Below are 15,840 nucleotides of genomic sequence, written 5' to 3'. Positions count from 1 at the left end.
CTAATGAAAAAAATTAACTTTGTCATCGTTGGCTACGGTGGGATGGGGAGTTACCATGCCAATACTTTAATGCCAACTGAAAAAGAAAAAATTAATGTTTACGGCGCTTACGACGTTTTACCAGAACGCCAAGCAGCAGCCAAAGAAGCGGGTTTAAAAACTTACGCAAGTTACGCAGACGTTTTAGCGGATACCGACGTAGAAGCCGTATTAATTGCGACCCCTAACGACTCCCATAAAGACTTAGCGATCGCAGCCCTTAAAGCAGGGAAACATGTTTTATGTGAAAAACCAGTTATGATGAACGTGGTTGAGTTCGATGAAGTGTTAGAAGTGGCTAAAGAAACCGGCCAAACCTTTATGGTTCACCAAAACCGTCGCTGGGACCCCGACTTCTTAATGATTCGTAAAATCTATCAAGACCGTCCAATCGGTGAGATTTTTCAACTAGAATCTCGCGTGCAAGGGGCCAATGGGATTCCAGGTGATTGGCGTCACTTAAAAGAACACGGTGGCGGCATGTTATTAGACTGGGGTGTGCACTTATTAGACCAAATTTTATGGTTAGTCGATAGCCCAGTCAAAGATTTCTTTGTTGATTTTAGCCAAATTTTAGGCGATCCTGTCGATGATGGCTTTATTAGCTACTTAACCTTTGAAAATGGCGTCCGCGCACTGGTAGAAGTTGGCACAACCAACTTTACCAAATTACCTCGTTGGTACGTAAAAGGCATAGAAGGAACTGCTAAAATTGATGATTGGGACTGCCAAGGCGAGATGATTCGAGCAACCAGAGCAGAAAATGTCAGCGCACCAACCCCAATCCAAGCCGGCGTCGGTTTAACCAAAACCATGGCACCACCTTCAGAAGAAGCCATGGAGAAAATTGATTTGCCAACCGCTACCGCAGAATACCAACCATTTTATGCGAACCTTTACGAAGTCATTCGTGAAGAAGCAACCCCAATCGTTAAAAACAGCGAAGTTCGCCAAGTCTTAGCGTTAATTGATGAAATGTTTGCACGGGTAGCAGGAAAATAAATCTTATTTAGAAAAAAAGACAACGTATCGAGTGAATAGATACGTTGTCTTTTTTTTCGATTTCGCGATTGTTCACTATCCGTTTTTACCAAAATGTCAAAGTTTATTGTTCAAACATCTGAAAGTAAACACTTGAGTTTGACAGTAAATAAAGCGTAAAACTCACCAAATCCAGTGATGCTAAAGGGATTTGGTGAGTTGTTTTTCACAAAATTCCATAGTGTAAATTGACCTATTTTGTTTCAGCTAAAATTTTTTCATTTCTTTTCTCGTTAAATATTTTCAGTTCAGAGGAAGGTTAAATTTCTTCGCAATCACAGCTAACTCTTCAGAAAAATAGCTAAATACATACAAATTTTTCTCGATAGAAACCCCTTCGCATTGGTTTAAGGTATCCACAATTTTTTTAACCGAATAGCAATTATTCAGCAGACATTAATTAGAATTCGATTATAATCGGTATATACTAAAAAATAATCGAAAATATCGGTTGTTTTCTGAAATAAAACAGAAAAACACGAACGATTTCAAAAAATATTCAAAAAACAGATGCTTTTGTTTGGTAAAAAAGATTTCCTTTGCTATAATCAATTTTACATCTTAGTAAAGGGAGCGAACAAAATGACTGTTTATAATTTTTCAGCAGGACCGGCCATCTTACCAAAAGAAGTTTTACAAAAAGCACAAGAAGAAATGCTTAATTACCACGGGAGTGAACTGTCCGTGATGGAAATGAGTCACCGCTCATCCTTATATGACGGAATTATCAAAGAAGCAGAAAGCCGTTTGCGTCAATTAATGGACATTCCTGACAATTATCATGTCCTATTTCTACAAGGCGGCGCAAGCTTACAATTTTCAATGATTCCATTAAACTTAGCTCGCGGCAAAAAAGCTTTATACGTAAATACTGGAGCTTGGGCGAAAAAAGCCATCCAAGCAGCGCAAGCAATCGAAGACGTTGAAGTGGAAGTCATTGCTTCAAGTGCCGATCAAAACTTTAACTACGTACCGAAGATCACGCCAGATATGGTTGATCAAGATGCTGCTTACTTACACATTACAACAAATGAAACCATTGGTGGTATTGCTTTTCAAGAAATTCCGGATGCAGGCAAGGTACCAATTGTAGCCGATATGTCTTCAAATATTTTATCAAATGATTATAAAGTAACGGATTTTGGCATTATTTATGCCGGCGCACAAAAAAATATTGGACCTTCTGGTTTAACGGTCGTGATTATTCGCGATGATTTATTAAATGATGAACCAATTTTTGCGCCAATGTTAGATTTTCGTATTCAAGCTGAAAATGATTCAATGTACAACACACCAGCAACGTATGCGATTTATATTTCAAAATTAGTTTTTGAATGGTTAGAGAATTTAGGCGGCGTATCAGCGGTCTTAGCAGCGAACAAAGAAAAAGCCCAACTTTTATACGATGCCATTGACGCTTCCTCTGTCTTTTCTAGCCCAATTGCTAAAGAGGACCGCTCAATCAACAACATTCCTTTTGTAACAGGAAACGACGAATGGGATAAAGAATTTAACAAATTCGCTCAAGACAATGGGATGTTGAACTTAAAAGGTCACCGAAGCGTTGGGGGAATGCGTGCAAGTTTATATAACGCGTTTCCAAAAGAAGGGGTCGAAGCTTTAATTACACTGATGCACCAGTTTGAAGAAGAAAAGGCGGGAAAATAAATGTATCAAATTAAAACATTTAACGCGATTGCCCCAGAAGGCATGGCGCGTTTTGAAGCAGAAAACTACGCAATCGATCAAGGCGAAAATCCAGATGGGATTATCTTACGTAGCCAAAAATTACATGATTATGCTTTTCCAGAGTCTGTTTTAGGTGTTGCTCGAGCAGGTGCGGGAACGAATAACATTCCCGTCGAAGCGTTAACGGAAAAAGGGATTGTGGTCTTCAACACACCAGGCGCCAATGCCAATGCGGTAAAAGAATTAGTCGTTGCGACGTTACTTTTAAGCGTTCGTCCGATTTTACAAGGTGCGAATTGGGTGCAAAGTTTAACAGGAGGCAACCTAGAAGAAGTCGCGGAAGCCAACAAAAAACAATTTGCTGGTCATGAATTAGAAGGCAAACGTTTAGGTGTGATTGGTTTAGGTTCAATCGGAGCAATGGTCGCAAATGACGCGTATCGCTTAGGAATGGAAGTCATGGGCTATGACCCTTATGTTTCTGTTGATACGGCTTGGACGATTTCTCGTCGAGTGAAACGTGCGCAACAAATTGAAGATATATTTACGACGTGTGATTTTATTACGATTCACGTGCCATTAACGGATGCGACACGTAACTTAATTGGTGAAAAAGAAATCGCGATGATGAAACCAACCACAAGAGTCTTCAACTTTGCTCGTGGCGAAATCGTTGATACGGATGCCATCTTAAAAGCAATTGAAAACGAGGAGTTAGGTGGCTTTACAACAGACTTTGCGGATGAAAAACTATTACATAATCCGAAAATCTTAGTTTTACCTCACTTAGGTGCATCAACGGAAGAAGCAGAAATCAATTGTGCTAAAATGGCTGCCCGGACGTTAAAACGCTTCTTAGAAACAGGTGTAATCAAGCGTTCCGTTAACTTCCCAACCGTTGAAATGAGTTTCCAATCACCTTATCGTATCACGATTATTCATAATAACGTGCCAAATATGGTCGGACAAATTTCAACCGAAGTAGCAAAATTAGGTATCAATATTGAAAACATGGTCAACCGTGGTCGCGGCGATTACGCTTATACCTTAATTGATGTGAGTGAAACCGATGAAACGAAAATGGTCCGTGTGAAGCGTCACTTAGCAGGCAAGGAAAATGTCGTTCGCGTTCGTACGATTAAAAACGCGGAAGTATTTAATGAATGGATTTAAAAAAGAAATGAAAAAAATAGACTTCCAAGAAAAATTGGAAGTCTATTTTTTGTTCTGTTCATTTTTCAACAATCAGTTAAACGAACCAAGCACTACTGTTAGACCTTTCCCACATGTAGTACAATAATAACAAAGATTCCAACGAGTCAAATAAGCAGAATGATTAATTATAAAAGAAGAAAAAGGAGAACAACATGGAAAAAGTTTGGGCAACGAACTATTTAGTGGTGGAAAACGTCCAGCGTTATCGCTTAATTATGCGCTATTTTTATAAACGTCATCGCCAAATGCAAGGAACTTTGTACCGACCAGACGTTTTGGAAATGATGCGTCAAGAATATTCACCAGCCTATACCGAAATAGAAGTCGATCAAGACTTAGAGAATTTAGTGACTTGGGGAAATTTACAAAAACAACAAGAGATGATTCGACCGAAATCGATTGAAGAATATCGTAATAAAAATTTGCGTTACCAAATTACAGAAGCGGGTATTTTAGTCGAAGAAATGGTCTATCAATTGACGAATCAAAAGCATGCAGCTAGAGGAGCCTTGGATGAAAAAGGCGTCCGCAAGCTACTTCAACTTTTACAAGACCTGGTCAAAGAAGAGGCAGATATTGTTGACTTATGGCCGCAAGTTCGCGAAGAATTCCGCAAAGTCGGGGAAGATACGGCCAACTACATCGGTTACATCACAAGTCCTGAAGTGGATAGCCAAATGAAAACAGAACAATTTTTAGTCTATAAAGACCAATTTGTCAATTATTTACGTGATTTTATTAGTGCCTTGCAAAGTTTATACCACCAATTTCTAGTAGTCATTGAAAAAATGGATTCCTTAAATATTGAAAAATTAATTGATGGCATGTACCAAAAAGAATTAGAAATCCCTATGATGGACCACATCGCACGTGAAGAAGTCGAGGAACAAGTGTTGGGCCAACTCCAAGCGCTAAAGATTTGGTTTAAAGGTCGTGAAGGGCGTCCGAGTGAATACACGAATTTAATGATGCAAACCGATCAAATGATTACGAAAATCACGGGTTTGATTTATTATTTTGGACAAGAAATTCACCAATATCAAAGCCGTAAAAAAGATTATATTCACCTAGCCAAATGGTTTGCGCAAGCAGAATCGTTAGAAGACGCCCAAAAAATGTATAGTGGGATTTTTGGCTTAGAGCGTACCCGTCACTATTATGTCAGTGAAGGAAGTGATGCGACTAGTATGCGTGACAACAGTTGGCAATTGAAGCCTGGAACGTTGTTTATGCGAAAACGTGGTAAAAACGCCCGAATCGAACGAAAAGCCAAAAGTTTCGTCTTAAACATGGCCGAACAACAAAAACAATTGGCACAATACCGACAAGAAATCACAGCACATCGCCAACAAATTGAACAATATTTTCATGAAGGAACGGTTGATTTTTCAAAAATAAAACAGTTAGATGCCGCTTCAAGAAAAGTCTTTTTAAAATGGATTAGCCAAGCAGTAGCAACACACGTTCCTAAAGGTGTAACGAGTCAAACCAAACAACAAATCACCCAAAAAATAGTGACCGAACTTGATTTTGAAGTCGAAGTCCACGTTGACTTAAACACGCGGGTTCAAGTCGCTTGTGAAGACGGGATAATAGAAATGCCACAAGTAGTGATAGAAAGAAGGGGAAACGAATGAAACCAGAAGATTTAGCCGAAGCGTTGCGCTTGTTGTTTGAAAATTTTTGGATTATTCGGAAAGAAGACCCTGAAAATTATACGTTCTTACGTCGCCATCAAGTCGTACTACAAAAGGAACTCCGTCAGCGTTTCGGGCTGAATTTAATTGTCCGTCCCCAATATATTCAGCTACTAAAAAGACCCCTGCACTTGGAAGCTTGGATGGGGGAAGTCGGTTTAAACACGCCTTTTGATTATGCTTTGTTTTGTTGTTGTATGGCGTACATTGAAGGGTTAGAAGCCGAAACGCCTTTTATGCTCGATGAATTATTACGCGATTTGGATTTAATGACGCCTGAAGAAATGCAAGTCGATTGGACGAACTATAATCATCGCAAAAGTTTGGTACGCGTGGTCTCAAAATTAGGTGATTTAGGGATTATTGAAATCATTCAAGGCCAAGCAGATGGTTTTGAACAATCCGAAGCCAATCAAGAAATTTTATTTGTCACTACCGTTCAAGGGCGCGCTTTTTTAGCACGTGCACCCCAATCATACACGGAATATCCGACGTTTGCGGATTACTGGCAAGATTACCAAGCAAGTCTGAATCTTGAAGGAAATCAAATTTTGTACCAACGTCTCATGACGGAACCATTAATTCGTCGGACAAGTGAAAATGAAGAGACCTTTATTCGTTTGAGGAAAAATCACCACCATATGCAAGATTATATTGAAACAAACACGGCCTTTTATCTGGAACTATATCGGGATTACGCAGCGCTTACTTTAGAGCAAAGAGATTTGTGGCAAGTATTCCCGAGTCGTAAGGTGATTGATGAAATTTTGATTCAATTAGCGACGGTCTTACGCGAGGGAAATCGGCAAGAAAATCCTTATGGTGAAATTATTTTGTCTTTTGATGAGTGGGCGTTATTCATCAAAGAATTACAAAAAAACTATCAAGCGTATTGGTCAAAAGAATTTACCGACATGAACGAAGAACAACTCTCACAGGCGTTGCTTAAGCGCGGTGTTGAGTGGCTATTATTTACACTTACGCCAACTCAGGTGATTGTTCAACCAGTGTTTGGTCGTTTAATTGCAGAAATGAGGGAAGAAGATGGAAAATAGATGGGTCATCAATCGAGTAGGCCTCTTGAATTTTTGGTATTATCAAAATCAAATTTTCCAGTTAGCCGAAGGGAAAATGCTTTTACGAGGAACAAACGGTTCTGGAAAATCGTTAACAATGCAAAGTTTATTTCCGGTCTTGTTTGACGGCGATACGAGTGCTTATCGTTTAGATTCTTTTGGATCCCGCGATCGAAAGATGGAAGATTATTTACTTGGCGAAAAAGGGGTATCGAGCCGTGATGATGGCATCGGCTACTTATTTTTAGAAGCCAAACGTCAATCACGTGAAGAGTATTTAACAATCGGCATTGGCATGCACGCCAATCGTGGTGGCAAACTAAACAAATGGTTTTTTGCAATTGAAAATAACGAACGTGTGGGCATCGATATCTGGTTATACGAAGAACTAAGAAAAGGGGAGCTGACACCTTTAACCAAAAAGAAATTAAAAAACCGTTTAGAAGGAAAAGGGCAAATTTTTGAAACCCAAAGAGCGTATAAAGAATTTGTGAACCGCCGAATTTTTGGTTTTGAAACAATCGAACAATTTGACGAATTAATCGATTTACTAATTAATTTACGCAGTCCTAAGTTGTCAAAGGAATTTCGTCCATCGGTCATTTATGGGATTTTGCGTGACTCCTTACCTAAGTTAAAAGAAGATGACCTATTAACTTTGTCAAAAACAATTGAACAACTAGACGGGCATCGTGAGCGCATGGAAGATTTAGACCTAGAATTAAAAGAGCTCACCCGATTTTCAAAAAGTTATACAAGTTGGCGTGAAGAATATGTTGGTCAAATTGCCGACCGTTGGCTGACGCTCGTCAAAGAAAAACAAAAATTAGAAAAATCACAAAAAGAAAAGCGCAAAGAAAATCAAAAATTTGAGACCACCTTACAAACACAAGAAGAAAACTTATTAGAAAACGAGGCTCAGCTAAAAGCTTTAGCGAAAAGTATTCAAGAACTTAATCAACACGAAGGCATGGACTTGGTTCGAAGAGGGCAAGAATTACAAGATCAATGCACGCAAGCAAAAGAGAACTTACATAAAAACGAAGAAAACTTAAAACGTAAAGAACACCAATTAGCAGAACAAAACCAAACCTTAGAACAGCAACAAATTGAACAAACAGACTATGAGAAAGAGCAGACGGCCCTTTTAGAAGACAACCAACAGTACTTGCCTTACTTACGTCTAGAAAATTTGGACGCGGTTTATACACAAAAAATGCAACAAGGAATCTTAAAAGAAGAGTTTTCTTATTGGAAAAGCCAAGTCAGGAAAAAACAACAACATTTTCAACAAACGATGGTTCACTTACAACAAATTACCGCACAAGAAGAACAGTTGAAAAATTTAGAAAGGGCTTTGGGGGAACAACAACAATTAGTCGATGAATTGCAACGAGATTTACGACAAGGGCAACAAAACCGCCAAGCAGAAATTGAACGTTGGAAAACAGACTTTGAACAGTGGCACCAAGCGGCTTCTTTTGTCTTAACACAAGAGCTTTATGGGGAAACACTTCATCGAATGGAGCAATTACAAGAAGATTACTTACGCGAAGAAGAAGTCTTGCAAGGCATTACGGTGTCCTATCAAGAAGCATTAGCTAAAAATCAAACAGAAACAATTCCTTTAGAAAATCAAAAACAAGAACAACAACAACAAATTCAAGAAAAACAACAGGCTATTTTGGCTTGGCAAAATCAAAAAATGCCAGAAATCAACCAACGAAACACACGAAAAGTAAATCGTGAACAACTTTTCGCACAAAATTACTTACCGTTCTACCAAGGCATTGATTTTTTAGAATCGGTTTCACTGCAAGAACGCAACCGCATTGAAGGCGCCCTTTATGCATCGGGGATTTTAGATAGTTTGATTTCGCCCGCAGGCTTACAACTCGCTGACGATCAACAAATTTTACCTAATCCACATTTTTTTGGTTTTACTTTGGCGAACTACTTACAAGTCACGTCAGAAGTAGACGTAACATTACAGCCAATCCTTGCCGACGTCTTACAAAGCATTATCGTGGATGAAGTCGACCCAGAACGCCCCGTTATCTTCACGGATGGCTCGTATCAAATCGCCAATTTACGGGGGGAAATGCCGCTGGATTACGAAGCTTCTTACATCGGCGTAACCAGTCAAGAAAGATATCGCCAAGAAATGATTGCGAAATTGCGTGTGGAAATTGAACACCATGAAGCGCAAATCCGATCACTGGAACAAGCAATAAACGCGCAACAAGAACAACGCGAACGAATCATACAAGATTACGAAAATCGTCCGAGTGGTTCAGAAGTCTACGAAGCAATTCGTCAGTTAGAACAAACCAGAAGCCAATATGACTTACAACAAGAACAACTAAGCCAACAACAGCAACTAACAACCACCTTAAGTAATCAAATTAAAAATGAAAAGAGCACCTTACATCGTAACACGAAAGACGACCAACTGCCTTTAAAAATTGAAAACTACGAAGAAGCAAGTCAATATGCTGAGAATTATGCCGAAAATTTAGAAGATGCGTATCAGATCGCACTTCAAATCCAAGGGGTGCGTAGTGCGATAAAACAACTCGAGCAACAAGTGCAAGTGTTACAAGAAGAAGCCGACGAACGCCGAGAAGAATGTACAGAATGGTCGATTAAAGTCCAAGAATTCACCCGTCTTGTTGCCGATAATTTGCAACAACAAAAACTAATAAACGTTGAAGAGTTACAACAACAACTCTCCTTAGCCATTACGGAACAACGACAAAGAGAAGACACTAAAGAACAAACGCATCGCTTGATTCATGAATTAGGCAAACAAATTGCTGTGAACCAAAATAGCTTAGAACAACTTAGTGGTGATCTTGCAAAAGTAACCCATCAAGAAAGTCATTGGCAGCAGCTCTTTACCGCAGAAGCAATACCAGTCGAATCAATGACGCCTGTTGAATTAGCGGAAAATCAACGAACCGTGCCAAACATAAAAAAATTAAAAGAAAAAGAAAGCAATGTCTTGACGCAATTTAACTTTCTAGCTGACCGCTTACAAAATTATCAACCACGCTTACTCAATCAAGCAGTCGTTGAACTAACGGAAGAAGAAGAATTACAATTAGGCGATTTTGGGAGCTATAACAATTACAAGCACCCCGTTTTTACCGCAGAAGGCCAACGCCAAACGACTTTTTCATTATTAGAACGGCTAACGGAACAAAAATTAATTTTACAAGATTTACTAAAAAAAGACGACGAAAAATTATTTAAAACGATTATTTTAGAATCAGTTGGGAATATTTTACGCTCAAAAATTAAGCAAGCGATGCAGTGGGTCGAACAAATTGATCAACTCCTGCAATCGCGCCAAAATTCTTCTGGGTTAAAACTCTCGTTACAATGGAAAGGCATCGGTAGCACTTCTGAGCAAGATTTAGGCACCAATCGCTTAGTTGCTTTGTTGCAAAAACCGATCCAACTACTCTCAGAAGCAGATCGAGAAGCAATTTCTCGTCATTTCCAAGAACGTGTCTATTACGCGCAAGAACAAGTCCAAGAAAATACCGACAATCAAAGTACCTTATACCAAGCGATTGCTCAAGTTTTGGATTATCGTGATTGGTTCGAATTTGAGTTGAAATACAAGCGTGCCAACGAAGGCTACCACATTCAATCACTGACCGATCGTCGCTTTAACCAGTTCAGTGGCGGGGAAAAAGCGATTACGATGTATTTACCATTATTTGCGGCTGTTTATTCTCGCTATTTAGACGCAGAGAAATTTTGCCCACGGATGATTACCTTAGACGAGGCCTTCGCTGGGATTGACGAACAAAACATCGCGGACTTATTTGAAGTGTGTGAACAACTGGGCTTTAATTACGTAATGAACTCACAAGCGTTGTTTGGCGATTACCCAACAGTCTCAAAGCTAATGATTTACGAACTACTACGTCCGCAAAATATCAACTTAGTCACACCAATTCAATATTATTGGGATGGAAGAAAGAAACACTTGTTGCTTGAGGAATTTGCAGATGACGAATAAAACAATTTTTTTTAAAGCACCTATATTCCAATCAATCGGCAAAGAACTCGCCCATCGTTATTTTTTAAAAGGGGATTTTGGGCAAGTAATTGGCGTGAAGACTTTAACCGGAGATGCCGAACCACTCAGAAGCTTTCTTGGTTATACCGATCTTGCTTGGTCAAAAAAAAGTCGTTTTTCAATTTTGGAATTTACGGAGGCGTTACAAGACAGTGCCGTTGCTTGGACATTAGAAGATTTTATTCTTTTTACAACGAAACAACCCTTACGTTTAAAGTCAGCCGTTCTGGCAAAAGCAGAACATGACTTCCAAGTATTTAAAGAAAAAATCAGACAAATTGACCCAATCTTTGTGGAACAATTAACCGATAAACAATTACGCAACTGGCAAGAAGAAAAAGACGTAGCCGCTGTTTTTGCGACGGTTTCAAAAGCTTTGCAGCAATTACCGAAAGAGTATACCCGTTTACCTGTTTTTGCCTACCAACAAACGGGGAATTCCCACGCCTTTGATGAAAACGAACCCGCAGGCCTACTATTATTACAAATGCTTAGCCCAAACGAAACGCTTGAAGACGAGACGACAACATTATTAACAAACGTTGAAAGAAAAAATCGAGTCTTAGATGAAGCCAAACTATTAAAAGATGATATCCATAACGATGTGGCAGTGTATGGCTTGCTAGCTAAAAATGAAACCGTCAGTGCAATGTGGCAAGGCGCGTGTCTCGAACAAGCATCTTGGAAAATCCCACTAAAAGAAATCTTACGGATGCAAACCATTTATCCGGCGTCAGGCAATCAAGTATTAGTCGTTGAAAATTCAGGAGTGTACTCGATTTTGCTTGATGAGTTACCCGAAATTCCAATGATTTGTTCAAGCGGTCAATTCACTTACGCGGTTTGGAAAATTTTGCGAAAACTAACCGAATCCAACACCCAAATTTATTACGTTGGGGATATGGATCCAGAAGGCCTCGTTATGGCGCAACAACTACTCCAGACGTTTCCTAAGCATGCTCAAACCATTGCCATGGATAAAACCAACTTTAAAATCGCTAAACAAAAAACTCAAATAAGTGACACACGCTTAAAAAAATTGCGCCTAATTAAAGAACCCAAGCTAAAAGAAGTCGCAAACTTGATCCAAGAAACCCACGAAATTGCTTTACAAGAAGGCTTTATTGAAGAGTTGATTTGGCAAGTGTTGGCAGTGTTTGGGCGATGAAGGCTTTAGGTATGATAAAAAAGAAACAGACCGCCAAGAAAAGTTGGTGGTCTGTTTTTACTTTCTTATAAATAATGTGTACCGATTCAATAAAAAACATTGAAACAGCGGTGTTTGAGTTCGATATTTTATATAGCAAGTGCAAGACTTTTAACGGTAGAACACGGAAAACCGTGCACTTTTATCAATATTGGAGGCTTCTAATGTATAAACCAAAAATTTACCCGCAACTTATTTTTGCAGATTTTGATTAACCTCTTGGCTTAAAATAAATCCTGAAAATCGTTGGATTAAAAAAGCGAATCGTATTCCTTGGGCAGAGCTAGAAAAGGAATACGCTAAATAAAAAAGGCAATGTTGCGTAACTTCTACGAGTGGCTTTGAGTGCCTGACTAATTCAAAAAGAATACGGCTCCAGTGCTGAAGACACCGTTATGCAAATTCAAGAAAATCCTAATTGTAAGGAAATCGAATTTTTTCTTAATAAATCTAAAGAAACCGGTTGCGTTGATTAAGTTAAAATTATTATTTAATGAATAAAGGGTTGATTGTTATGAAAAGGAATATTTTATTATTTCTTTTGAAGAAAACGCTTGCTTTTTATCGCAAACGGTTGCATAATAAAGGTATAAAAATAAAGGGGGCTTTCAAATGAGTATTCGACGAATGAAAAAAATTGGATCTGGACTTTTAACAGCGGGGTTATTGTTAACTTTAGCAGCATGTGGGAATGCAGCTGATAGCGGTGGCGAATCTGCTGGCAAGGGGAACGGCGATGTAACAGAAATTGATATTTTCCAATTCAAAGTTGAATTTAAAGATCAATTTGAAGCATTAGCAAAGAAATACGAAGAAGAAAACGAAGGAATTAAGATTAACATCGAAACAGTAGGTGGTGGTTCTGACTACGGGGCGGCTTTGAAATCGAAATTCTCATCAGGAAACGAACCGAATATCTTTAATATTGGCGGACCAGAAGACGTGACAATGTGGCTTGATAGTTTATCCGATTTGAGCGATACAGAAGCGGCCAAACAAGCATTAGAAGGAACATTAACCGGCGCAACGAAAGATGGGAAAGTTTTAGGTTTACCATACAACATTGAAGGTTACGGTGTTGTTTACAATAAAGAAATTTTTGCCAAAGCTGGAATTGACGCGACTCAAATTAAAACACTCGATGACTTAGAATCAGCTGCCAAAATTTTAGAAGATAAAAAAGCAGAATTAGGTTTAGAAGCACCGTTTGCTTTAGCAGCTAAAGAACTTTGGATTACCGGATTACACTCATCAAATGCCTTTTTGAATGCGGAATTTGATAACGATGTCATGAAAGCTTTTGAATCAAAAACCGTGGAATTTAAATATGGCGAACAATTCAAAAAATATATTGATATCAGCAATCAATACTCTGTTCAACCAACGAATAGTTTAGACTACTCACAACAAATGGAACAGCTCTTCTCTAATGGAAAAGTTGCGATGACCCAACAAGGGAACTGGGTTTATTCAACCATTGAAAGTATTAATCCTGAGTTAGCCAATGACAATATCGGGCTTTTACCAATTCCAATTGATGGTGTAACAGAAGGAACGATTCCAGTTGGTGTGCCGATGTATTGGGGTGTGAATCCAAAAGGAACCGAAGCTGAAATTCAAGCTTCAAAAGATTTCTTAGATTATTTATACACAACTGAAGAAGGGAAACAGATTGTTTTAGAAGATTTCAAATTTGTACCAGCTTATAAAGGATTTGACACTAACAAAATTTCAGATCCGTTATCAAAAGACGTTTATACTTATTATACAGAAGGTAAAACAACTGGTTGGGTCTTCATGGGCTATCCTGCAGGATGGGGAGAACAAACGGTTGGTGCTGAAATCCAAAAATACGTAGCTGAAAAAGCAACGTGGGAAGAAGTCGTAGAAGCAGCACAGAAAAAATGGGCAGAAGAACGTAAATAAAAGTTTTAGCGAGAGAAGAGATCCACGCTCTCTCGCTTTCTTTAGATTAAGGGGGAGTTTGGATGATACATCGAAAGAAAACCTGGTTTTACCTGTTTTGTGCACCAGTTGTAATTGCTTTGTTTTTAGTTGTAGTGGTGCCGTTTTTTTATGGCGTTTATTATTCTTTTACGAATTGGGACGCAGTAGCACGAGGCGAATTTGTTGGAATAGCGAACTATACAAAATTAATTCATGATCAAAGTTTTTGGCAAGCTATTTGGTTTACCATAAAGTTTGCGGTAATTTCAATTGTTTTAATTAATTTAATCGGTCTTAGTCTGGCTTTATTAGTGACGCAAAAGTTCAAAGGGGCAAACTTGCTTCGAACGGTCTTTTTTATGCCCAACTTAATTGGTGGTTTGATTTTAGGTTTTATTTGGCAATTTATTTTTATTAATGCCTTTGCAGCAATTGGTGATTTATTACAAATGCCTAGTTTAAAAACCTGGTTATCCACTACCGAAACCGGTTTTTGGGCAATGGTCATCGTCATGTGCTGGCAAATGTCGGGCTATATCATGGTTATTTATATCTCGTATTTACAAGGGGTGGACGACGCGTTATTAGAAGCCGCTGATTTAGATGGTGCGACGGCTTGGCAAAAATTTTGGCATGTAAAATTTCCACTCATCATGCCTGGTTTTACAGTTAGTCTATTTTTAACATTATCAAATTCTTTTAAATTATATGATCAAAACTTATCTTTAACAAATGGCGGACCCTATAATTCCACTCAAATGGTGGCAATGAATATTTATAATACCGCTTTTGTTGAAAATAAAATGGGTTATGCGCAAGCAAAAGCAGTCATTTTCTTCTTGTTTGTCGCTATCATATCCTTAACGCAAGTCTATATCACAAAGAAAAAAGAGGTGGAAGTCTAATGAAGCGAGGAGCGAATCAACTTTGGCGGGCATTTTTGGGATTAGGGCTAGGTTTAATTTGGTTGATCCCTTTTTATTTGATGGTGATTAATTCGTTTAAAACTAAGCAAGAAATCTTTACCAATCCACTGAAAATCCCAGAAAATTTTACTTTTGCGAATTACCCAGCAGCATTTAAAGAGCTCGATTTCTTAAAAACACTCTTTAACTCTTTGTTGATTACCATTATGTCAGTAGTGATTATTATTTTGTTTTCGGCAATGGCTGCTTATGCGCTAGAACGCGTAAAAATTAAATTGAGCGCAGTTATTTTTATGGTTTTTGTTGCAGCGATGCTTGTTCCGTTTCAATCGGTAATGATTCCTTTAGTTTCGATCTTTGGACGGGCACAAATGCTCAATCAAGTGGGCATTATCTTTATGTACTTAGGATTTGGCGGCAGTATGTCAATCTTTCTTTATCATGGTGCGATGAAATCAATTCCTAAAGCGCTAGATGAAGCAGCGATTATTGATGGTGCAAATCGTTTTCAAGTCTTTTGGAAAGTGATTTTCCCGATGTTAAAACCGACAACCGTTACAGTGGCCGTTCTAAATACGATGTGGATCTGGAATGACTATTTATTGCCTTCTCTAGTGATTAATTCACCAAAAACACAAACCATTCCCTTAAAAATGTTTTTTTTCTTCGGACAATACACCAAGCAGTGGCATCTAGCCCTTGCCGGTTTAGTGATTGCGATTTTACCAGTCATTATTTTTTACTTTGTCATGCAAAAAGAAATCATCAAAGGAGTCGCAGATGGCGCAGTGAAATAAAAAAACCGATGAAACAACGGGCTCTTTGTCAAATAGTGTTGTTTAGCAATATCCGTATAATTAAGAAGGACTCAGGTTCTTCTTTTTTTGTTATTTAATTTTGGCTTTTTAAA

General features: G+C 38.5%; 10 protein-coding genes. All 10 read left to right on the top strand.

Features of this window, described 5'->3' with window-relative positions:
• Nucleotides 1-3: 3 nt before the first annotated feature.
• The 10 genes from JOD14_RS09915 (at nt 4) to JOD14_RS09870 (ending at nt 15,727) form a co-directional block, all read left to right on the top strand.
• Nucleotides 4-1,041 carry a Gfo/Idh/MocA family protein gene (locus JOD14_RS09915; RefSeq protein ID WP_204654657.1) on the top strand — a complete coding sequence of 346 codons (1,038 nt, stop codon included), beginning with the start codon at nt 4-6 and terminating at the stop codon, nt 1,039-1,041.
• Between the two features lie 621 nt (nt 1,042-1,662).
• On the top strand, nt 1,663-2,748 hold the full coding sequence (serC, locus tag JOD14_RS09910) for a 3-phosphoserine/phosphohydroxythreonine transaminase (RefSeq protein ID WP_204654656.1): 1,086 nt from the start codon (nt 1,663-1,665) through the stop codon (nt 2,746-2,748).
• Nucleotides 2,749-3,942: a phosphoglycerate dehydrogenase gene (locus tag JOD14_RS09905; RefSeq protein ID WP_204654655.1), complete on the top strand. Its 1,194-nt coding sequence runs from the start codon at nt 2,749-2,751 to the stop codon at nt 3,940-3,942.
• A gap of 194 nt (nt 3,943-4,136) precedes the next feature.
• Nucleotides 4,137-5,621, top strand: a complete 1,485-nt coding sequence (locus JOD14_RS09900) for a TIGR02677 family protein (protein ID WP_204654654.1) — start codon at nt 4,137-4,139, stop codon at nt 5,619-5,621.
• Nucleotides 5,618-6,736, top strand: a complete 1,119-nt coding sequence (locus tag JOD14_RS09895; protein WP_204654653.1) for a TIGR02678 family protein — start codon at nt 5,618-5,620, stop codon at nt 6,734-6,736. The genes JOD14_RS09900 and JOD14_RS09895 overlap by 4 nt, the downstream gene beginning before the upstream one ends.
• Nucleotides 6,726-10,790: a TIGR02680 family protein gene (locus JOD14_RS09890; protein WP_204654652.1), complete on the top strand. Its 4,065-nt coding sequence runs from the start codon at nt 6,726-6,728 to the stop codon at nt 10,788-10,790. The genes JOD14_RS09895 and JOD14_RS09890 overlap by 11 nt, the downstream gene beginning before the upstream one ends.
• Nucleotides 10,780-12,018, top strand: a complete 1,239-nt coding sequence (locus JOD14_RS09885; RefSeq protein WP_204654651.1) for a DUF2399 domain-containing protein — start codon at nt 10,780-10,782, stop codon at nt 12,016-12,018. The genes JOD14_RS09890 and JOD14_RS09885 overlap by 11 nt, the downstream gene beginning before the upstream one ends.
• Nucleotides 12,019-12,669: 651 nt before the next feature.
• On the top strand, nt 12,670-13,983 hold the full coding sequence (locus tag JOD14_RS09880; protein ID WP_204654650.1) for an ABC transporter substrate-binding protein: 1,314 nt from the start codon (nt 12,670-12,672) through the stop codon (nt 13,981-13,983).
• A gap of 62 nt (nt 13,984-14,045) precedes the next feature.
• Nucleotides 14,046-14,909, top strand: coding sequence for a carbohydrate ABC transporter permease (locus tag JOD14_RS09875; RefSeq protein ID WP_204654649.1), 864 nt, complete (start codon nt 14,046-14,048; stop codon nt 14,907-14,909).
• Nucleotides 14,909-15,727 carry a carbohydrate ABC transporter permease gene (locus JOD14_RS09870; protein WP_204654648.1) on the top strand — a complete coding sequence of 273 codons (819 nt, stop codon included), beginning with the start codon at nt 14,909-14,911 and terminating at the stop codon, nt 15,725-15,727. The genes JOD14_RS09875 and JOD14_RS09870 overlap by 1 nt, the downstream gene beginning before the upstream one ends.
• The last annotated feature ends 113 nt before the right edge of the window (nt 15,728-15,840 follow it).

Source organism: Enterococcus lemanii (assembly GCF_016909125.1).
GTDB classification, from domain to species: Bacteria; Bacillota; Bacilli; order Lactobacillales; family Enterococcaceae; genus Enterococcus_I; species Enterococcus_I lemanii.
This window is presented reverse-complemented; position numbering and strand designations above follow the sequence as displayed.

Bases quoted from the DNA above. Each gene is read 5' to 3' on its own strand.
- JOD14_RS09905 (WP_204654655.1), top strand. From the start codon at position 2,749: ATGTATCAAATTAAAACATTTAACGCGATTGCCCCAGAAGGCATGGCG.
- JOD14_RS09885 (WP_204654651.1), top strand. From the start codon at position 10,780: ATGACGAATAAAACAATTTTTTTTAAAGCACCTATATTCCAATCAATC.
- serC (WP_204654656.1), top strand. From the start codon at position 1,663: ATGACTGTTTATAATTTTTCAGCAGGACCGGCCATCTTACCAAAAGAA.
- JOD14_RS09900 (WP_204654654.1), top strand. From the start codon at position 4,137: ATGGAAAAAGTTTGGGCAACGAACTATTTAGTGGTGGAAAACGTCCAG.
- JOD14_RS09880 (WP_204654650.1), top strand. From the start codon at position 12,670: ATGAGTATTCGACGAATGAAAAAAATTGGATCTGGACTTTTAACAGCG.
- JOD14_RS09890 (WP_204654652.1), top strand. From the start codon at position 6,726: ATGGAAAATAGATGGGTCATCAATCGAGTAGGCCTCTTGAATTTTTGG.
- JOD14_RS09895 (WP_204654653.1), top strand. From the start codon at position 5,618: ATGAAACCAGAAGATTTAGCCGAAGCGTTGCGCTTGTTGTTTGAAAAT.
- JOD14_RS09870 (WP_204654648.1), top strand. From the start codon at position 14,909: ATGAAGCGAGGAGCGAATCAACTTTGGCGGGCATTTTTGGGATTAGGG.
- JOD14_RS09915 (WP_204654657.1), top strand. From the start codon at position 4: ATGAAAAAAATTAACTTTGTCATCGTTGGCTACGGTGGGATGGGGAGT.
- JOD14_RS09875 (WP_204654649.1), top strand. From the start codon at position 14,046: ATGATACATCGAAAGAAAACCTGGTTTTACCTGTTTTGTGCACCAGTT.